A 19,241-nucleotide genomic window follows, 5' to 3' on the forward strand; every position below is an offset into this window, starting at 1 on the left:
GACATGTCGCTGCGGACGACACGTTCGCGATGAATCGCGAATGCATTTGTTAAGGCTTACCCCGCGCGATAGAGCTGATGCGGCTCTCATTCATATCGCGAACAAACTCCAGCAAGTCCTTCTGAAACTGATTTGTTCGATATCCCCTTCTGTTACCTCCCACAGCAACCTCGATCACCTCGCCAACCGAGTCGATATTCCTGCGAATGGTTTGAGCATCAAGCATTGCGCAAGCCCGTTTCACTGCGCACACCAGCTATCCGCATTTCCGCCGAGGAATCATTACCCCCTGTTGTTTCGATCAATTTCTCCATTTTGTAATGGTCCCCATCGTAAAAAAGTCAGATGTCGATGTGCGCGACTTCGCCGATCTGACCAACACCACCACAAGGCTACCGCTCGGGTTGACACAAACATCATCTGTGACAGAGAATTTGCCCAAGAGCGCGAAACCGACTGCCTTCAGGTGGCAATAGTCGGCGTTAGGAACCCCGTTGATGACCTGAAAATCAGCGCTCGGGTGAGACCTCTTCTCCCTTGCTTGAGGGAGCACAATATCAAGCAAGCTTCTCAAAAAAAGCAGCCTACTCAGGCTGCTTTTTTTGTTTGGATAATAGGTAACGTTTATAAACCAACCCGCCGTGTCGGTGCTTGTTCAGCGCCTTTTTGTCACAGTTCATGAAGTTCCAAAGTACATACCCACGGTCAACATGGATTACTACCAACATTTGGTACTTTGTGTGGTATGCGCCAATGAAGGCGAGACGATAGGAGTCATCGCTGTAGGAAACCCGCCAGATTTCTAATGGATTCTTCAGCGTATCTACAGCAAATTCAGTGAAACGCTCTCGGGCGTTAGGGCGTTTTTCCACTATGTGACGTAGATGCTCACGCCGAACCGTCACGGGTAAATATGGCGTTTCGATCAGCACCGTGTCAGTCCCTTCATGCAATCCAAAACCTAGCGCTACCTGCCTTAGAGCGGAGCAGACATCAACGGCCCCTGGTAGCTCTCGAACCACCTTGGTTTCCAAGAGTATTGATATGTCTCGCAGATCCGGCAAACCTAGATCCTTCCAGCTTTCCTGATCAGGAGCTTCCTTTACCCCTGGAGCTTTCATTCGGTGATCTCTCACGGTAACAACTGCTATTTCAGCCTGTTGAATCGTCACGAGAAATCAGGTGGATCCTCTTTTTCCCTCAGAGACTTCCGACAATCTTGAAGGGCATCGCCATTGCCATTGAAAGAGCCGTTTGGAAAATTCCAATTAGTCACAAAAAGCCCCGAACCAGTCGGGGCTTCTTCTTTTTTCTCAGCCTTGCATCAGACCTCGAGACCACAACCCATCATCAGAAGATGTTGATCGGGTAATCCACAAACACTCGCACTTCGTTGCCGCTGACGTTGTACTCGCTCGACTTCTGCGACACACGCAGGACCGAGCTGCGCAGTTTCACGCTGAGGTCTTTGGCCGGGCCGCTTTGGACGACGTATTTGATCTGGTTGAAGATCTCGCGCTCGGTGCCGCCTTCGCTGGTGGAGGTGGTGATGTTGTCACCGCGCACATAGGCCACGTTGTAGCTCAGGCCCGGTACACCGAAGGTGCTGAAGTCCAGGCCGTAGCCCACTTGCCAGCTGCGTTCGTCTTCGGCGTTGAAGTCGGACCAGTATGAGTTCGCCAGGTAGATGGTGTTGCCACCGTCGCCGATGCGGCCTTGATCTTTCTGGTAACCGCCGTAGGCGTAGCCCAGGTTGCTGTCGCCGGTGCTGCGCTGGTGTGCGAGGGTGAACGAGTGCGGGCCGGTGATGAAGGTGGCCGCCAGGCTCCAGATCTTGTTGTCGTCGCCGGTGATTCCGTTTTCGCGGACGTAGGAGTCTTCCAGCTTGGTGCGGTAGCCGTTGAAGTCCAGGGTCAGGGACTGGTCCTTGTCGATCGGGAACACGTAGTTGGCGTTCACGTATTGCTTCTTCAGCACGTCTTCGACGTCGGAAGCGTAGAGCGCGGCCTTGAATTGCTCGGTGAACTGGTAGCTACCGCCCAAGACGTTGATCGACTTCAAGCCACCGCTGTCACGGCCTTCGGCGCTTTTGCGCGATTCGGCGGTGAAGCGGCCGGCGTCCAGTTGCAGGCCTTTGATCTCCTTGGAGGTGATCAGAGTGCCGGTGTAGCTTTCCGGCAGCAGGCGCGAATTGTCGTAGTTCAGCACCGGCAGGGCCGGCATCTGGTCGCCGTAGGTCAGGGTGGTGCTGGACAGACGGAACTTGATCGCCGCGCCGCCCTTGGACAGATCGTCAGCCGGCTGGCCGCTGTCGCCCTTTTTGAAGAAATCGATACCTTGCGCGCCGCTACGGTCTTCATTGCGCTCCAGGTTCAGTGCGTACAACCCGAAAGCGTCCACACCCACGCCCACGGTGCCTTGGGTGAAGCCGGACGAGAACGTGCCGATGGCCGCCTGGCCCCACTCGGATTTATCCGGGTTGCCGTCTTTGTAGTCACGATTGATGTAAGCATTGCGCAGCAGCACTTTAAGGCTGCTGTCTTCAACAAAACCCTTGGATTCGGCCTGGTCGTTCGCCATGGCCTGTGTCGCACTCAACATCCCCAGAGCGATCAGGCTGATTCGCTTGTTCAACATTTTGTTCTTTTCCTTATTTCCGGTTGATACGCGCTGTGCCGAACGGCCGAAACGGCGCTATCGCGCTCTTTTTTCATGACGAAAACAAAAAGGCCCGCCCACGATTTCTCGCGGCGGGCCTTTTTATAATTTTTGATCGTGGCGGTTGGCCACAGGCGTTGGGCCGAATCGTAGCTGCGCCCTTAACGATGTGTCAATTTCATGAATCTTCTAAAAATAGGCGAAAACCGTCTAAGAAATTGCTTTACGCAGCAGGAATGTTCAATTGCTGCAGCCATCGAGGCCGCAGGCTGCTACGGAAATGGATGATCCCTGATCGGGCAGCGACTGACTCAGCCACTGCGCAAATGCCTGGGGTTTGCCCAGCCACGGCCCGATATCGATCAGGGTGAATTGATCATTGTGCTCAAGCGCCAGGGTCGGAAAGCCCTGCCCGCCGACCTTGGCCAAAAGCGCCCGGCTGTTCCTGATATGGCCTTCGGTGTCGGCCGCCCTGAAGGCTCTTTCGAAGGTTTGACGGTCCAGCCCCATGCCGTGGGCCAGTTCAATCAGTACCGATTCGTCGGCGATGCGGCGCCCCTCCACGTAGTGAGCGCTTTGCAAACGCCCCAACAACTCCAGCCCGCGACCTCCCATTTGCTCGGCAGCCAGCACCGCAGCGATGGGTGGCGCCGAGTCGAACACGGCGGTGTGATCACGCAACAAACCTTCGAAATAGTCTTCACCGAACGGCTGCCCGCTGTATTCGGCGATGCGCCGGTCGTGGGGCATGACGTAACTGCGCAGTTGTGGCGAAACCTTTTGCCGGTTGGCCCCCGTCATCATGCCGCCGCCGTGGGCAATCACGGGCAGCACAGCCTGGGCGGCCTGCACCAGCGGTTTGGCGCCATAGCACCAGCCGCACAATGGGTCGTAGATGTAATGCAGGATCATGGGAAGGCTCCGACAGAAATTCAGGAAAATTCGATGTCGGCAGGTTAGTGCCCCAGCGGCCCCGGAAAAACGCCGGATTGGCTTTCAGTCTGTTGCTTGAATCGGTCGAATGAATGCGTCGGCATTTGCATTAATTCCGACACAATTCGAAACAATCAAATGAGACAAATTCTCAATAACAACTAACGACAGTAAATGACAAGCATTACTATCCGCGCCCTCCTACACGCTTCAATCTAAAATCCTACGGATGCGCTCTTCAATGCCTGCCCCTTTTCGTCTTGCGCCCTACAGCTTTGGGCTCTCTGCCTTGTTGTCTGCCGGTTTTTCCTACGCTGCACCGACCACCCTACCTGCCACATCGATCAGCGCCGAAGCTGAAGCCGACGACCCGCGCGTAACCCAAACCAGTACAGCAACCCGAACCGCGACACCGGTGCGCTACGTGCCACAAGCCATCGACTCGATCAAAACCTCGAACGTCATGGATTACGGCACCAACGACTTGGGCACGGCGCTCAGCGGTATCCCCAACGTCAGCAGCGGCGCCGACACTCGTTTCGACAGCCTGCGCATCCGCGGTTTCGACGCCAGCAACGACTTCTATCTCGATGGCATCCGCGACGACAGCCAGTACGTTCGCGACCTGCACAACATTGAACGCATCGACGTGTTAAAAGGCCCCGCTGCCGTGTTGTATGGCCGTGGCAGCCAGGGCGGCATCGTCAACCGGGTGAGCAAACTGCCTGAGTTCGGTCGCCGCTCGACTATTGAAGCCCAGGGCGGTAGCGAGGACTTGCGCAGCCTCTATGCCGACCTCAGCACCGACCCTTCCGAGAACATCAGCCTGCGCCTGAATATGGGCAACATGGACGAGAACAGCTTTCGTGATGGTGTGAGTGGCAATCGCCAGTTGTTCGCGCCCTCGATGAGCTGGCAGCTGACCCCCGATCTGAACTGGTTGGTGCAGTACGAATACAGCCGCTACAACCGCACGCCGGATCGTGGCATCCCCGGCGTAAACGGTCGCCCGGCAGACGTGGGACGCGATACGACCTACGGCAGCGAAAACGATTTCATCGACGACAAGGCGCAGTCCCTGCGCTCGAAACTCACGTATGAACTGAGCGACAACTGGCAACTGCGCCAGACCCTGGGTGTTTTCAAGCTCGACAGCGATTTCGACAATACTTACTTGACCGGCTATGTCCCGGCCACCAACAAGGTTACGCGCCAGCACTGGCAGCAGGACCTGAACACTCGCAATGTCTACAACAACGTCGAGCTGGAAGGTGGTTTCGATACCTTCGGCCTGGAGCACCGTTTGCTCACCGGCATCGAAATCGGCAGCCAGCGCCGCGACCCACTGCTGTACACCGCCGCCACTTCCGGCCCGGGCAGTTCACCGGTGCCGGCGCTGGACCTGAACAACCCGGACCGCAATTTGCGTCATACCGGGCGCATGGTGGTGTCGAGCAACACCCACACCGAGGTCGAGAGCCGTGCGGTGTATGTACAGGATCAATTGCGCCTGAACGATCAATGGCAATTGCTCGCCGGCCTGCGTTACGACACGTTCGATATCGAGTCGACCAACAAGGTGCGCAACATTTCCGAAGACAGTGACAGTCATAGCACCAGCCCTCGCGTTGGCGTGGTCTGGACGCCGCTGCAAAATCACTCCTTCTACGCCTCCTGGAGCAAGACATTCTCGCCGGTCGGCGGTGGCTTGATCGGCATCACCCCGGGCGCGGCAGGTAACAGCAATGACCTGAGCCCGGAGCGGACCAGGCAAAAGGAAATCGGGGTGAAGAGCGACTGGCTCGACGATCGCCTAAGCACCACGCTGGCCATCTATGAGCTGGAGCTCTACAACCGTCGCACCAGCGACCCGAACAACCCGACCATTACCCTGCTTTCAGGGCTGCAACGCTCTCGCGGGATCGAGCTGACCGCCGCTGGCAGAATTGCCGGCAACTGGTACATGCGCGGTGGCGTGGGTCTGCAGGACGCAACCATCGAAAAGGACAACAACGGCTTGGAAGGCAAGCGCATCAACAACGTGGCCAAGCACAACGGCAGCCTGTTCCTGACCTGGAAACCGGAAATGGGCTGGTACGCCGAAACCGGCTTGACCTTGGTTGGCGACCGCTATGCCGACAACCTCAACACCACCGTGTTGCCAGGTTATGGCCGCTGGGACGCCTTGGCAGGCTTCCGCCAGAAGGATTGGGATTTGCGCGCGGCGCTGAACAATATCAGCGACAAGACGTATTACGAATCGGCAACCAGTGCATTCCAGATCCAGCCGGGGGCACCGCGTAGCCTGGTGGTGACGGGCACCTACAGTTTCTAAACACCACTTATCCCTGTGTGAACCAATAACACTGGTTCGCACTATTCCCTTGTGGGAGCGAGCTTGCTCGCGATAGCGGTGGGTCAGTCGATATAAATGCTGACTGGTCGGGCGCCATCGCGAGCAAGCTCGCTCCCACAGGGGATCGTAGTGATTGCATGAATCTGCGCGCAAAAAAAAACGCTGCCATCCCGGCAGCGTTTTTTTTGTTCAATCCGTTGTTGTTCTTCTTATCCTTCCATCACATCCCACAACGCATCCAGTTCCGCCTCGCTGAATAAACCAGCAGGGTAACGCTCGATCATTGTCCGGCGCGGATCAGTATCGCTGATCTGACGCATTCCATTGGACTTGAACCAGTGCGCCAGGATCTGGAGCGATTCGCTATTTACTGCCAGGGGATGCAACGCCTTGTCGCTCACTACGTTCACTTCGGCGTTCATTTCAGCGCTCTCTCCCGGTTTGTGAGCGGCTAACTTATCCAAGGTTTATGACAGAACATAGAAGTCCTCCCTCCCCCGAGTTACAACAGCGGAGATACAAGAGCTGTGCCAAGGTTTCTGAAGTGTGGCCTGGCAGATACAAAAAAGCCCGCAGGCCTGTAGGGCCGCGGGCTCCGTGCATTGCGGGAGGCTGATCGACAGCCTGAGGGATTTCGTAATCAACTCAAGCTGTTACGACCTCACTCACTCCTTGTGTGGCGCGGGTTGTTGCTGGGTAAGACAGTGAATATTGCCGCCCCCCAGTAACAGTTCGCGACCAGGCACCATTACCACTTCATGCTGTGGGAACAGGTTCTGCAAGATTTCCTTTGCCGGACCATCCTGCGGGTCGTCAAAGCTCGGCGCGATGATGCCGCCGTTGACGATCAGGAAGTTCACGTAGGAACCGGCCAGACGAACAGTAGGATTACGTTCCTGCGTACCATCAACCGGATCGACACCGGCACACTCTTCCTCGGTCGCAAACAGCGGACCCGGGATCGGCATCTTGTGCACCGTGAACGGGCGCCCCTTGGCATCGGTGCTGCTTTGCAGCGCTTTCATCGCCGCCTGACAGCGCGGGTAGTTCGGGTCCTGCGGATCATCGGTCCAGGCCAGCAGCACTTCACCCGGGCGCACGTAGCAGCAGAAGTTATCCACATGGCCGTCGGTTTCGTCGTTGAACAAGCCATCCGGCAGCCAGATGATCTTATCCACAGCCAGGTTTGCACTCAGGACCGCTTCGATTTCCGCTCGATTCATGTGCGGGTTGCGATTGCGGTTGAGCAGGCATTCTTCGGTGGTGATCAGGGTGCCTTCGCCGTCGACGTGAATCGAACCGCCTTCCAGCACGAAGCCTTCGGTGCGATAGCGGGGGCTGCGCTCGATCTCGAGGATCTTGCCACCAACCTGCGAGTCACGGTTCCACGGCGAATACAGGCCGCCGTCAAATCCGCCCCAGGCATTGAAGTCCCAGTTCACGCCACGGACTTCGCCACTGTTGTTGATGACGAAGGTAGGACCGGAGTCGCGAACCCAGGCGTCGTCGCTGGACATTTCCACCACACGAATATTCGGCACGTCCAGACGGGCACGGGCGTTTTCGTACTGGCCGGCGGAAACCGCCACGGTCACCGGTTCGAAACGGGCGATGGCCTTGGCCACTGCCACGTGAGCGGCTTGTGCCGGTTTGCCACCCAGGCGCCAGTTGTCCGGGCGCTCGGGCCAGATCATCCAGGTCTGGGTTTGAGGTGCCCATTCGGCTGGCATATAGAAGCCGTCGGCGCGAGGGGTGCTGTTCAACGTGGTCATGGCTCAGGACTCCGGAGTGACATTGATACCTGACAGAAATGGAAGCGTATGTGTAAACGCCGTGGGCTGTGGCGACTTTATATCCGATAAATATCGGCTTTTAAAGCACCTTACATCCACCGTTACAAAAACAATCGATTAAAAGCCGATATCAATCGAACTAAAATTCTTCCACAGGGGGATGTGTTTACAGCCCTTCTGCGAGCACCTTCGACAGCATGTCCACGAAGAAATCCACGCTCTGGCGCGAAGTGACCATCGGCGGCTTGATCTTGAGGATGTTCAGGTAATCGCCGGTCGGTTGCATGAAGATCCCCAGCTCACGCAAGCGATCGCACAGTGCGGTGGTTTCTTCGGTGGCCGGCTCCAGGGTTTCGCGGTTGCGGATCAACTCGACGCCCAGGTAGAAACCGGAACCGTGCACCGCGCCCACTAACGGATGAATATCGATCAACGCTTCGAGTCGCTCCTTGAAGTGCCCGCCAACGACCTGGGCGTTCTCCCAGAGTTTTTCCTCTTGCATCACATCCAGCACGGCCATGCCGACCTGGCAACTGACCGGGCTGCCGCCGGCGGAAGAGAAGAAATAACCCTCGGCCTCCAGCGCCTCGGCAATCTCCCGGCGGGTGATGACCGCGCCCAGTGGCTGGCCGTTGCCCATGCCCTTGGCCATGGTGATGATGTCCGGCACGACGCCCTGCTCTTCGAAGCCCCAGAAGAAATCGCCCATGCGCCCGTAGCCGACCTGCACTTCGTCGGCGATGCACACACCGCCCCTGGCCCGGACCATGGCATAGACTTGTTTCAAATAACCTGGTGGCAGCGAGATACCGCCGGCATTGCCGTACACCGGTTCGCAGATGAAACCGGCCAGTTGGCGTTTCTGCTCGGCGATTTTCGCCAGGTTGTGTTCGACGCTGCGTACATAATCCGGCGCACTGTCTGGGCCACGGAACTCACCGCGATAGGTGTTTGGCGCGGTCACCGGGTGCACCCAGTCCGGGCGGCTGCTCAAGGCCTTGGGATTGTCAGCGATCGAGGTCGACACCGAATCCGCGCCCACCGTCCAGCCGTGATAGGCCTCCAGCACGCTGAGCATGTCGCGACCGCCGCTGTAGGCCCACGCCAGGCGAATCGCCAGGTCGTTGGCCTCGCTGCCGCTGTTGACCAGGAACACCCGGTCCATGCCGTCAGGGGACAGCTTCAACAAACGTTCGGAGAACTCGGCCACGGCTGCGTAGTTGAAGCGCGAGTTGGTATTGAGCAACGACCACTGGCGGCTGGCGACTGCCGCCATGCGTGGATGGCCGTGGCCCAATACCGCTACGTTGTTGAGCATGTCGAGGTAGGAGCGGCCCTGCATGTCGATCAAATGGTTGCGCCAGCCGCGTTCGATGCGCGGTGGATCAACGTAATAGTGTTTTTGTGTGCGGGCGAAGCTGGCATCGCGCCGGGCCAGCAAGGTCGCTCCGTCGAGCTCGGCTTCGGCATCACAGGCCAGCCCCAGCAGCGCCGCAGGTGACGGGCACAACGCCTGCCAGGCGGCGGCGCGCGATGGCGTGCAGAACAACGGCGCATCGATCGACGCGCCACGGCACAACTGCACGATCAATGGCCCGCTGACCGAACCCAGCACTTGGCCTTTGACCAGGGCCGCGCCGCTGTGCAGCGACGGCGTGACACCCCATAGCCGCACACTCAGTTGCGGGCCATCCAGTTGCAGCACGCCCGCCGATGGCTGGTGCACCACCCCGGCAAACGGCGCTTCGACCGCCGTGCCTTGAGGCACACGCAACTCGACGTGCAGCGGGCACGTGTCCGGTTCAGCGGCGCTGTCCGGGCGGGTGTGGGACAGGCGGTATTGCCCGTAACGACTGGCCGCCAGGCCATGTGCCGCGGCCGCTTCATCCAGCAGGCGCTGATCGACACCCTCCTGCTCCCAGTTCCCGGCCTCGAAATGCGGGCTGAGCACACCGAGGTCGATCAAGGCGAACTCACGCCCGACCAGGCTCGGTAACAGCGGCGCGAAGCCTTCGCTGCCGATGGTGGGCAGGTTCTGGCCGACGGCGGTGAGGATCGCTGCTTCCATCAGCGCCAACGGCACCGACGTGGCCACACGGAAGATTTCCCATTCATGGACAAGGTTGTCGCGGCTGTAGGCATTGCCCGGATCTATGCTGACCTGCTGTTCGCCGCTGAGCACCAACACCGCCGCGCGGGCGACGATCAGCGGCCACAACGCCAGCAGCTCTTCGTGTTGCAACGGGTTGACCGCGTGATACGCCTGGATTGCCGGCAAAATGCAGAACGGATCGCCCTCGCCATGATGCAGCAGCGCGGCACAGGTCACCGACAGATCGGTGATGCGCCAGGTGCGCACCAGGTCGCCGAAATCAATCACGCCTTGCAGTTGCCAATGGCGCTGCGCATCACGCTGCCACACCACGTTGTCGTCGGTGATGTCCATGTGAATGGCCTGCACCGGCAGTTTGTCCTGCAGTGGCTGCAAATGCCGCTCGGCTTGCCCGGACGCTTCGACGATCAGTTTGCGTTGGGCTTCATCCTTGATCACCGGCAGCAAATGCGCGATCAGGGCGTGCGCATGGCGGGCGTCCCATTGCAGGGTTCGCACCAGCCCCGGATGGTCGAAATCCGCCAGGGCCAGGTCCATTTCTCCGCACAGGCGGCCGAAGCCGGACACCACCGTCGGGTTGAAATGGCCCAGGCTCGTCAGTGGCTGGCCTTCGATGTAATCGAGCAGACGAACGTGCACCGCCTGGCCACCCACGTCCAGCGACAGCAGGTCTGCACCGTTTTTCGCCTCGATAACACGCGGCACCTGTACATCGGGGTGCTCGCCCAGATGCTTGAGCCCGGCATGTTGTGACTGAAGCTCCAGTACCGAGTAGTCGCCACGGCAGATTTTCAGGACGAAACGTCCCCGCTCGCTGTCGACGCGATAGTTCAGGTCTTGCTGGCTGCCAAGGGCCTGCAACCTGCCGCTGAACCCGTAATGTTCTTCCAGCAGCTCTAGCGCTTGCTCCGCAGACACCTGCGGGCTGGGCAAACTGGCGCGATGAATCAACGTGGCGAGCGGCATACAACAACCCCTGAAATTTTATTAGGCGCCTATATCGCCACTGGTTCGGGCGATACGCAACCCCCCCGGAACCGGTAATGGTCATTTGCAGGGGCTGGAACAGGCCGGTAGATTTTTACTTGAGCACTCGCCCCGGTCGGCGCTTTGCGCAAGAATGGCGGCCATTAAACGCACGATGCTGGAGAGCCGCCATGAATGTAGTGACCACCGACCTGCCCGGTGTTCTGATCCTCGAACCCAAGGTCTTTGGTGACGAACGTGGTTTCTTCTATGAGAGCTTCAACGCCAGGGCTTTCAAAGAGGCCACCGGACTGGACACTGAATTCGTTCAAGACAACCACTCCCGTTCGCAGAAGGGCGTGTTGCGCGGTCTGCATTACCAACTGGAAAATACCCAGGGAAAACTGGTTCGCGTCACGGTCGGTGAAGTGCTGGACGTCGCCGTAGACATCCGTCGCAGCTCACCGCACTTCGGTAAATGGGTCGCTGTGCGCCTGTCTGCCGACAATCATCGCCAACTCTGGGTTCCGGAAGGTTTCGCCCACGGGTTCGTGGTCTTGAGCGAGTTTGCCGAGTTCCTTTACAAAACCACCGACTACTACACGCCCTCCGCCGAGCGCAGCATTCGCTGGGATGACCCGGACCTGGCCATCGACTGGCAACTGCAAGGCACGCCGCAGCTGTCGGCGAAAGATCAGGCCGGGGTATTTTTCAAGAATGCCGACGTCTTTGCCTGAAAGGTCGGCTGAAGCTCGCCGATCAAGATGCAGCTGACCCAAGGCGGGCAAGCCTAGGCATAATGCGCCTGTACCCACAGGCGCATGCTGCTCATGAAACCGACCCTCCCTCCCAGACCCCGTTGGCGCAGCCTGGCCCTGCTGGCACTGTGCCTGGCGCCGCTGCTGTGGCCGCTGGAACATCTCGCCGAGCGTTACTACCGCAGCGAGCTGGCCAGTCAGAATCGTCAGACCCTCGACCTCTACGTCGCCAACCTGCTGGGTACCCTGCATCGCTATGAAGTGTTGCCGCAGATCCTCGGCGACCTGCCGGCCCTGCGCGCCGTGCTCGGCGCACCGGACGATGGCGTCACCCAAGGCAACGCCAACCGCCTGCTGAAAAACATCGCCGCCCAGACCGGTGCCGAAGTCATGTACCTGATGGACACCACCGGCAAGACCCTGGCCGCCTCCAACTGGGACAAACACGACAGTTTCGTCGGGCGCAATTTTTCCTTCCGGCCGTATTTCAGCGAAGCCATGGCCGGGCGGCTCGGGCGCTTTTTCGGCCTGGGCACGACCTCGGCCAAGCGCGGTTACTTCTTCGCCGCTGGCGTGCGCGACGGTGAAAAAATAGTGGGTGTGCTGGTGGTCAAGGTCGACCTCGACCACACCGAAAGCCTGTGGGGCAAAACCCCGGAACAACTGCTGCTGACCGACCACAACGGCGTCGTCATTCTCACCTCGCGACCGGAGTGGCGATTCCGCTCGACCCGCCCGTTGAGCGAGGAAGAAAGCAAGGCCATCACTGCGATCCAGCCCTATCCAACCCGCGATCCAAAACCGCTGAAGCTCAACCCGGACGCCTGGCTGACCCAGACCCAGCAGATCGCCGAAACCGGCTGGGACGTCAGCATCCTCGCCCCGCGCACCTTGATCGACCGCCCGGTACGTACGGTGGTGGCCATCGGTGGCGCAGCGCTGCTGGTGTTGATGCTGCTGCTTGGCCTGATGATGCAGCGCCGCCGCCATTACCTCGAGCGCATTGCTTTCGAAGCCAAGGCCCGCCGCGAACTGGAAGGCCGGGTTGCCGAGCGCACCAGCGATCTCGAAGGCCTGAACCGGCGCCTGAAACAGGAAGTGCTGGAACGCGAACAGGCCCAGCAGGAACTGGTACGCGCCCAGGATGATCTGGTGCAGGCCGGTAAATTGTCGGCACTGGGCACCATGTCGGCGAGCATCAGCCACGAACTCAATCAGCCGCTGGCAGCGATTCGCAGCTACGCGGAAAACGCCGAAGTGTTGCTCGATCACCAGCGCACCGACGATGCCCGTGGCAACCTCAAGCTGATCAGCGAATTGACCGGTCGCATGGCCTCGATCATCGCCCACCTGCGCGCCTTTGCCCGGCGCGACCGGCATGCCCCGGAAAGCGTCGCCCTGCAACCGGCGCTGGACGATGCCCTGGCCTTGCTGGCCAAGCGTCGACGCAGCATGGAAGTCGAGCTGATCCGCGACTTGCCCGCCGCCACCCTGTGGGTCGAAGCCGGGGAAACCCGCCTGCGCCAGGTACTCGGCAATCTGCTGGCCAACGCCCTGGATGCCCTGACGGAAAAAGGCCCGCCACGTAAACTCTGGCTCAGTGCCCAATCCACGGCCGATGGCGTCAACCTGTACATTCGCGACAACGGCCCCGGCTTTTGCATGGAAGCCCTCGGGCGCGCCAGCGAGCCGTTCTACACCACCAAGACCCGCACTCAGGGCCTCGGTTTGGGGCTGGCGATTTGCGAAACCCTGATGCGCGCCTTCGGCGGTGAACTGTCGTTCGCCAACCACAAGGAGGGCGGCGCCCTGATTACCCTGAAGCTGCGCGCAGGCGCACCGGGCGTGAGCCTGCAACCGTCCGAGGACCGAAGTGCATGACCATCGACAACCGCATTCAGGTCGTGTTGATCGACGACGACCCTCATTTGCGCCAGGCCTTGAGCCAGACGCTGGATCTGGCCGGCCTGAAAATCTTGCCGCTGGCCGAAGCCAAGGGCCTGGCCGCGCAACTTGAACGTGATTGGCCAGGGGTGGTGGTCAGTGACATCCGCATGCCCGGCATGGACGGTCTTGAGCTGTTGAGCGAACTGCACGCCCAGGACCCTGAGCTACCGGTGCTGTTGATCACCGGCCATGGCGATGTGCCGCTGGCGGTGCAGGCCATGCGCGCCGGAGCCTATGACTTTCTGGAGAAACCCTTCGCCAGCGACGCCCTGCTCGAAAGCGTGCGCCGCGCATTGGCCCTGCGCCAGCTGGTGCTGGACAACCGCAGCCTGCGATTGGCCTTGAGCGACCGCAACGAGCTAAGCACGCGGCTGGTTGGCCACTCACCTTCGATGCTGCGCCTGCGCGAGCAGATCGGTGCCCTGGCGGCGACCAGGGCCGACGTGCTGATCCTCGGCGAAACCGGCGCAGGCAAAGAAGTCGTGGCCCGGGCGCTGCACGATTTATCCAGCCGTCGCAACGGTCCGTTCGTGGCGATCAACGCCGGTGCACTGGCCGAATCAGTGGTCGAAAGCGAGTTGTTCGGCCACGAGCCCGGCGCCTTCACCGGCGCGCAGAAACGCCGCATCGGCAAGTTCGAATTCGCCAATGGCGGCACGCTGTTCCTCGATGAAATCGAAAGCATGAGCCTGGATGTGCAAGTCAAATTGCTGCGCTTGCTGCAAGAGCGGGTGGTCGAACGCCTGGGCGGCAATCAACTGATCCCGCTGGACATCCGCATCATCGCCGCCACCAAGGAAGACCTGCGCCAGGCAGCGGATCAAGGGCGTTTCCGTGCCGACCTGTATTACCGCCTGAACGTTGCGCCGCTGCGGATTCCACCGCTGCGCGAACGGGGCGAAGATGCGCTGATGCTGTTCCAGTATTTTGCCGATGAAGCCAGTGCCCGCCACGGCTTACCGCCCCACGAACTGCAACCGGGGCAACGTGCCTTGCTGCTGCGCCACACCTGGCCCGGCAACGTGCGCGAGCTGCAAAATGCGGCCGAACGTTTTGCCCTCGGGCTGGAACTGGCCCTCGACAACAGCACGCCGGAAGGCAGCGCTGGCAACAGGGTCGAAGTCGTCGACGGCGGTTTGAGCGAGCAAGTGGAGAACTTCGAAAAAACACTCATCGCCGCCGAACTGGCACGTTCGCACAGCTCCGTGCGCAGCGTCGCCGAAGCCCTCGGCATTCCGCGCAAGACCCTGCACGACAAACTGCGCAAGCACGGTCTGAGTTTCGCCGACAGTGGCGCCTCGGCTCACCCTGACGATCTCGATTGAGCTACCGTCCAATCATCCACTTCAAGCAAGAGGCCCCTGAATGAGCCGCGACAGTCGACAACTGGAATCCATTCTCCATCACGACATTCCCCTCACCAGGGACATGGGCCTCAAAGTGCTCGACTGGCATGACCAGCAACTGCGCCTGCACTTGCCGCTGGAAGCCAACGTCAACCACAAGAGCACCATGTTCGGCGGCAGCCTTTATTGCGGCGCGGTCCTGGCCGGTTGGGGCTGGCTGCATTTGCGCCTCAAGGAAGAAGGCATTACCGACGGGCACATCGTGATTCAGGAAGGGCAGATCAGCTATCCGCTGCCGGTGACGGGGGATGCCAACGCCATTTGCCAGGCGCCGGACCCGGTGATCTGGAAGAAATTCCTGACCACCTTCCAGCGATACAGCCGAGCTCGGTTGACGCTGCATACACGGGTGGTCAACGAAGGTCGTGATGAGGATGCGGTGAGGTTTGTCGGACAGTACGTGCTGCACCGGTGAACCGGTTGACACAACACTTGTGGCGAGGGGGCTTGCCCCCGTTGGGCTGCGCAGCGGCCCCAAACCCGACCATTGCGCATTTTCAGCTAAATCTCTTTGCCTGATTGGCGACTGCTGTGCAGTCGAACGGGGGCAAGCCCCCTCGCCACAAAGTAAAGGTGAGCTCAGGACCGTGCCAATTCCAGCAGTTTCTCCCGCCAGGCCGCCTTCGCCGGCAATGCCAGGAAAAACGCATTCAACAGCGACGCCCGCGCCGGATAGCTGAACGGCTCACCGCTCAACTCCAGCACTTCACCGCCCGCACCTTCCAACACACCTTGCGCCGCCGCCGTGTCCCACTGGGAAGTCGGTGCCAGGCGCGGATAGCAATCCGCCGCCCCTTCGGCCAGCAGGCAAAACTTCAGCGAACTGCCGATATTGGCCAGTTGCAGCTCGCCAAGGCTGGCGCTCAACCCGGCCAGCAATCGCTCTTGCTCCGGACTCGAATGACGACGGCTGGCCACCACGGTGAACGACTCGCCGGGCGCTAGCGCATCACGTACCTTGATCGCCACGGGCGTGCCACCTTTATCGCCACGCCAGGCGCCGAGTCCCGCACCACCGACGTAAAAACGCCCGTTGGTCGGCATCGACACCACACCGAACACCACCCGACCGTTTTCGATCAGGGCGATGTTGACGGTGAACTCTTCGCTGCCGCTGATGAACTCCTTGGTGCCATCCAGCGGATCGACCAGCCACCAGCGCTGCCATCCGGCCCGCACGTCTTGGGGAATATTGGCGTCTTCCTCGGAAAGCACCGGGATGCTCGGATCAAGCGCCGTCAACCCGGCCAGAATCAAGTGGTGTGCAGCCAGGTCGGCAGCGGTCACCGGCGAGTCATCAGCCTTCGCCGTGACGGCCGTGCCTGTGCGCCAGAACGGCAGGATCGCCTCACCGGCCTGCAAGGCCAGCTCAATGACCGGCGCCATCAACGGATGCGGGAAATTCATGGCTGGAACGCTCCGCGCTGAGTCAACAGGTCTCGGGCCAGGTACAGCGCCGCCAAGGCGCGGCCTTCGGTAAATTGCGGGTTTTGCGCCAGCGCCGAGAGCTCACGCAGATTGACCCTGTCCACCCGCATCGGCTCTGGCTCGTCGCCTTCCAGACGCTCTTCGTAGAGGTCGGTAGCCAGCACTACTTGGATCTTCTGGCTCATGTAGCCGGGGGACAGCGACAACTCGGTCAGGTGCTCCAGTTGCCGCGCGCCAAAACCGGCCTCTTCCTTGAGCTCGCGCTCGGCCGCCGCCAGCACGTCTTCGCCCGGCTCGATCAAACCCTTGGGCAATGACATTTCATATTCATCCGTGCCGCCGCAATACTCCTCGACCAGCACCGCATGCTCGGCATCGAGCATCGCCACGATCATCACCGCGCCGTACCCGGCACCCTTGCCGACCAGGCGTTCATACGTGCGCTCCACGCCATTGGAAAAGCGCAGCTTCAGCTCTTCCACGCAGAACAATCGACTGGTGGCGACAATTTCGCGGGCGAGTATGGTGGGTTTCTGGCGCATGCAAAGCTCCTTGGCGTGAACGCGCTACTATAACGCGGCTTTCCCGATTGTTTACGCCAGAAATCTTTCTACTGCCCGAGACGTTGCCATGCCTTCATTACCCTGGTCCGACATCGATACCGTTCTGCTGGACATGGACGGCACGCTGCTGGACCTGCATTTCGACAACCACTTCTGGATGGAGCACCTGCCCCAGCGCTACGCCGAACTGCACGGGGTCAGCCGGGCCATGGCCGAGATGGAATTGCAGCCGTTGTTCGAGCGCAATGCCGGCCAGTTGCAGTGGTACTGCCTGGACTTCTGGAGCGCCGAACTGAAACTGTCGGTGCGCGACCTGAAACTGGAAACCGCGCATCTGATAGCCCTGCGCCCGGATGCCGACACCTTTCTGGCGGCGATCAAACGGGCCGGCAAGCGCGTGGTGCTGATCACCAATGCCCATCGGGATGCGCTGTCGTTGAAGCTGGAAAAAATCGAACTGGCGCCCTACTTCGAGCGTTTGATCAGCTCCCATGACTACGGCTTTCCCAAGGAAAATCCGCAGTTCTGGGATGCGCTGCAAGCCGATATCGATTTCGATCCGGCGCGCAGCCTGTTCATTGACGACACCTTGCCGATCCTGCGCAGCGCACGGGACTTTGGCGTGGCGCATTTGCTGGCAGTGCGAGAGCCGGATAGCCGCAAGGGACCGAAGGATACGGCGGAGTTTGCGGCGGTTGGGGATTATCGGGATTTGATTGCAGGGCTCTAGACCGAGTTGCCTGCTATCGCGAGCAAGCTCGCTCCCACAGGATCTGCGTCGTTCGCAACCTTCGTGATCGACTCAGATCCTGTGGGAGCGTGGCTTGCCCGCGATGGCCATCACGCGGTTTGACGACTTACTCAGGAATCCGCAATGACTGCCCCGGATAGATCTTGTCCGGGTGCGACAGCATCGGTTTGTTGGCTTCGAAAATCTTGTTGTACTTGTTGGCATCGCCGTACACGCGCTTGGAAATCGCGCTGAGGGTATCGCCCTTCACCACGGTGACAAACACTGCCGCCTTCACCACCGGTCCGGTCACGGTGATCTGATCATCCACGCTGCCCACCCCGGCGATGTTGCCCACCGCCAGCAGGATCTTTTCCTTCTCTTCCTGACTGGCGACTTCACCGGTCACCGTGACCTTGTCGCCATCGACCGTCGCCTGCACATTCGGGTTGCCCAGGCCGACCTTGCTGATGTGCTCCTTCAACTGCTCACTGGCATTGGCGTTACCTGGCGTCAGCAAATCCAGCAATTTTTCGCCTGCTTCCTTCACAAAGCTCAAAAGACTCATGGTGCACTCTCCTTGGGTTTCGGGTTCCAGACATCAGAGCCTAGACCACGGTCGTCACCTACGAATCCAACCCGACCAATGACCCCGCTTGCGATAGAATCCGCACCTTCCCAACCCTTGGAGCGCAGATGGACATCAAGCAGCTGAAATTCCTCATCGCGCTCGACGAAACCCGCCATTTCGGCCAGGCCGCCGCACGCTGCCACATCACCCAGCCGACCCTGTCCATGCGCCTGCGCAGCCTCGAAGAAGAACTCGACCTGCCGCTGGTCAATCGCGGCCAACGCTTCGAAGGCTTCACCGCACCGGGCGAACGGGTGCTGGCCTGGGCGCGCACCGTACTGGCGGCCTATGACGGCTTGTACGCCGAGGCAGCCGCCTGTCGCGGCAATCTGGTCGGCACCTTGCGCCTGGGCGTAGTGCCGTTGTCGAGCTTCGATCCGCTGCCACTGATGCAACGCCTGCACGCCGAACACCCGAACCTGCGCTTCGAACTCTCGGCCCTGAGTTCCGAACAGATCCTCGAACAATTGGCGAACAATCGCCTGGATCTCGGCGTGTCATACCTGGAACGCCTGGATGCCGAACACTTCGACTCCCTGGCCTTCAGCGAAACCCGCATGGGTCTGCTCTACGATCAACGCTTCTTCACCTTTGGCGAAGCGCCATTGAGTTGGGAATCGTTGATCGAACTGCCGCTGGGCATGCTCACCAGTGGCATGCACTTTCGCCAGTCCATCGACCATAACTTCCACAGCCGTGGCTTGACCCCGCAGCCGTTGTTGCAGACCGATGCCGTGCACCAATTGTTACAAGCCGTGCACGGCGGCTTGTGTTGCGCCGTGATGCCATTGGACGGCGGCCTCGAAGGCCTGACCGAGCATTTGCGCCTGCAGCCGATCGAGAACGCCCAGACCCTTGGCCGCCTGGGGTTGATCATGCGTCGCAGCGCACCGCGCTCGGCGCTGGCAGAAGCCTGTTTTGCCCTCTATCAGCAATCGCTGATTGGCGGTTGATCGACG

16 protein-coding genes are annotated in these 19,241 nt (G+C 60.0%); 7 read left to right on the plus strand and 9 right to left on the minus strand.

Annotated elements, in window-relative coordinates; genetic code table 11:
* Nucleotides 1-584 precede the first annotated feature (584 nt).
* The 3 genes from AC1RDQ_RS12295 to AC1RDQ_RS12305 all read right to left on the minus strand — a co-directional run bounded on the left by AC1RDQ_RS12295 (nt 585) and on the right by AC1RDQ_RS12305 (nt 3,570).
* Nucleotides 585-1,172, minus strand: a complete 588-nt coding sequence (locus AC1RDQ_RS12295) for a PBECR2 nuclease fold domain-containing protein (protein WP_492587397.1) — start codon at nt 1,170-1,172, stop codon at nt 585-587.
* A 178-nt stretch (nt 1,173-1,350) separates the two neighbouring features.
* A complete protein-coding gene (locus AC1RDQ_RS12300) occupies nt 1,351-2,637 on the minus strand; it encodes an OprD family porin (RefSeq protein WP_349734759.1) in 1,287 nt (428 codons plus the stop codon).
* A 261-nt stretch (nt 2,638-2,898) separates the two neighbouring features.
* Nucleotides 2,899-3,570 (minus strand): DsbA family protein, encoded by a 672-nt coding sequence (locus AC1RDQ_RS12305; protein WP_492587399.1) that lies wholly within the window; start codon nt 3,568-3,570, stop codon nt 2,899-2,901.
* A 262-nt stretch (nt 3,571-3,832) separates the two neighbouring features.
* Between AC1RDQ_RS12305 and AC1RDQ_RS12310 the strand changes: the two genes are divergently transcribed.
* A complete protein-coding gene (locus AC1RDQ_RS12310) occupies nt 3,833-5,926 on the plus strand; it encodes a TonB-dependent receptor (protein ID WP_057712440.1) in 2,094 nt (697 codons plus the stop codon).
* A 230-nt stretch (nt 5,927-6,156) separates the two neighbouring features.
* Here the strand turns inward: AC1RDQ_RS12310 and AC1RDQ_RS12315 are convergent, their stop codons facing one another.
* The 3 genes from AC1RDQ_RS12315 to AC1RDQ_RS12325 all read right to left on the minus strand — a co-directional run bounded on the left by AC1RDQ_RS12315 (nt 6,157) and on the right by AC1RDQ_RS12325 (nt 10,819).
* Nucleotides 6,157-6,369: a hypothetical protein gene (locus AC1RDQ_RS12315; protein WP_057712441.1), complete on the minus strand. Its 213-nt coding sequence runs from the start codon at nt 6,367-6,369 to the stop codon at nt 6,157-6,159.
* 243 nt (nt 6,370-6,612) lie between these two features.
* Complete coding sequence (gene aguA / locus AC1RDQ_RS12320; RefSeq protein ID WP_057712442.1) at nt 6,613-7,719, minus strand: agmatine deiminase; 1,107 nt, start codon at nt 7,717-7,719, stop codon at nt 6,613-6,615.
* A 187-nt stretch (nt 7,720-7,906) separates the two neighbouring features.
* Nucleotides 7,907-10,819 (minus strand): aminotransferase, encoded by a 2,913-nt coding sequence (locus AC1RDQ_RS12325; protein ID WP_492587400.1) that lies wholly within the window; start codon nt 10,817-10,819, stop codon nt 7,907-7,909.
* 191 nt (nt 10,820-11,010) lie between these two features.
* Between AC1RDQ_RS12325 and rfbC the strand changes: the two genes are divergently transcribed.
* The 4 genes from rfbC (at nt 11,011) to AC1RDQ_RS12345 (ending at nt 15,345) form a co-directional block, all read left to right on the plus strand.
* Nucleotides 11,011-11,556 (plus strand): dTDP-4-dehydrorhamnose 3,5-epimerase, encoded by a 546-nt coding sequence (rfbC, locus tag AC1RDQ_RS12330; protein ID WP_489339571.1) that lies wholly within the window; start codon nt 11,011-11,013, stop codon nt 11,554-11,556.
* A gap of 93 nt (nt 11,557-11,649) precedes the next feature.
* On the plus strand, nt 11,650-13,458 hold the full coding sequence (locus AC1RDQ_RS12335; RefSeq protein WP_057716530.1) for a sensor histidine kinase: 1,809 nt from the start codon (nt 11,650-11,652) through the stop codon (nt 13,456-13,458).
* A complete protein-coding gene (locus tag AC1RDQ_RS12340; RefSeq protein WP_349734766.1) occupies nt 13,455-14,849 on the plus strand; it encodes a sigma-54-dependent transcriptional regulator in 1,395 nt (464 codons plus the stop codon). Before AC1RDQ_RS12335 ends, AC1RDQ_RS12340 begins: the two co-directional genes overlap by 4 nt.
* A gap of 40 nt (nt 14,850-14,889) precedes the next feature.
* Nucleotides 14,890-15,345 carry a YiiD C-terminal domain-containing protein gene (locus AC1RDQ_RS12345; protein WP_218495330.1) on the plus strand — a complete coding sequence of 152 codons (456 nt, stop codon included), beginning with the start codon at nt 14,890-14,892 and terminating at the stop codon, nt 15,343-15,345.
* A 164-nt stretch (nt 15,346-15,509) separates the two neighbouring features.
* On the opposite strand, the gene cysQ is transcribed toward AC1RDQ_RS12345, so the two are convergent.
* Both cysQ and nudE read right to left on the minus strand, forming a co-directional pair.
* The gene (cysQ, locus tag AC1RDQ_RS12350) at nt 15,510-16,337 is read right to left on the minus strand and encodes a 3'(2'),5'-bisphosphate nucleotidase CysQ (protein WP_057712446.1); all 828 of its coding nucleotides are present in this window, start codon (nt 16,335-16,337) and stop codon (nt 15,510-15,512) included.
* A complete protein-coding gene (nudE, locus tag AC1RDQ_RS12355) occupies nt 16,334-16,900 on the minus strand; it encodes an ADP compounds hydrolase NudE (RefSeq protein WP_090452543.1) in 567 nt (188 codons plus the stop codon). The genes cysQ and nudE overlap by 4 nt, the downstream gene beginning before the upstream one ends.
* 88 nt (nt 16,901-16,988) lie before the next feature.
* Here nudE and yrfG point away from each other — a divergent pair, with 88 nt between their 5' ends.
* Complete coding sequence (yrfG, locus tag AC1RDQ_RS12360) at nt 16,989-17,651, plus strand: GMP/IMP nucleotidase (protein ID WP_150755608.1); 663 nt, start codon at nt 16,989-16,991, stop codon at nt 17,649-17,651.
* 127 nt (nt 17,652-17,778) lie between these two features.
* Here yrfG and lysM read toward each other — a convergent pair whose 3' ends face one another.
* Nucleotides 17,779-18,219 carry a peptidoglycan-binding protein LysM gene (gene lysM, locus AC1RDQ_RS12365; protein ID WP_007972838.1) on the minus strand — a complete coding sequence of 147 codons (441 nt, stop codon included), beginning with the start codon at nt 18,217-18,219 and terminating at the stop codon, nt 17,779-17,781.
* A 128-nt stretch (nt 18,220-18,347) separates the two neighbouring features.
* Here lysM and AC1RDQ_RS12370 point away from each other — a divergent pair, with 128 nt between their 5' ends.
* Complete coding sequence (locus tag AC1RDQ_RS12370; protein ID WP_057712450.1) at nt 18,348-19,235, plus strand: LysR family transcriptional regulator; 888 nt, start codon at nt 18,348-18,350, stop codon at nt 19,233-19,235.
* Nucleotides 19,236-19,241 lie beyond the last annotated feature (6 nt).

Source organism: Pseudomonas sp. GW823-FHT02E01, assembly GCF_058797535.1.

Coding starts and splice junctions, on each gene's coding strand:
- aguA (WP_057712442.1), bottom strand. CDS start 7,719: ATGACCACGTTGAACAGCACCCCTCGCGCCGACGGCTTCTATATGCCA.
- AC1RDQ_RS12315 (WP_057712441.1), bottom strand. CDS start 6,369: ATGAACGCCGAAGTGAACGTAGTGAGCGACAAGGCGTTGCATCCCCTG.
- AC1RDQ_RS12300 (WP_349734759.1), bottom strand. CDS start 2,637: ATGTTGAACAAGCGAATCAGCCTGATCGCTCTGGGGATGTTGAGTGCG.
- AC1RDQ_RS12325 (WP_492587400.1), bottom strand. CDS start 10,819: ATGCCGCTCGCCACGTTGATTCATCGCGCCAGTTTGCCCAGCCCGCAG.
- AC1RDQ_RS12305 (WP_492587399.1), bottom strand. CDS start 3,570: ATGATCCTGCATTACATCTACGACCCATTGTGCGGCTGGTGCTATGGC.
- AC1RDQ_RS12370 (WP_057712450.1), top strand. CDS start 18,348: ATGGACATCAAGCAGCTGAAATTCCTCATCGCGCTCGACGAAACCCGC.
- rfbC (WP_489339571.1), top strand. CDS start 11,011: ATGAATGTAGTGACCACCGACCTGCCCGGTGTTCTGATCCTCGAACCC.
- AC1RDQ_RS12340 (WP_349734766.1), top strand. CDS start 13,455: ATGACCATCGACAACCGCATTCAGGTCGTGTTGATCGACGACGACCCT.
- AC1RDQ_RS12335 (WP_057716530.1), top strand. CDS start 11,650: ATGAAACCGACCCTCCCTCCCAGACCCCGTTGGCGCAGCCTGGCCCTG.
- lysM (WP_007972838.1), bottom strand. CDS start 18,219: ATGAGTCTTTTGAGCTTTGTGAAGGAAGCAGGCGAAAAATTGCTGGAT.
- yrfG (WP_150755608.1), top strand. CDS start 16,989: ATGCCTTCATTACCCTGGTCCGACATCGATACCGTTCTGCTGGACATG.
- nudE (WP_090452543.1), bottom strand. CDS start 16,900: ATGCGCCAGAAACCCACCATACTCGCCCGCGAAATTGTCGCCACCAGT.
- cysQ (WP_057712446.1), bottom strand. CDS start 16,337: ATGAATTTCCCGCATCCGTTGATGGCGCCGGTCATTGAGCTGGCCTTG.
- AC1RDQ_RS12310 (WP_057712440.1), top strand. CDS start 3,833: ATGCCTGCCCCTTTTCGTCTTGCGCCCTACAGCTTTGGGCTCTCTGCC.
- AC1RDQ_RS12345 (WP_218495330.1), top strand. CDS start 14,890: ATGAGCCGCGACAGTCGACAACTGGAATCCATTCTCCATCACGACATT.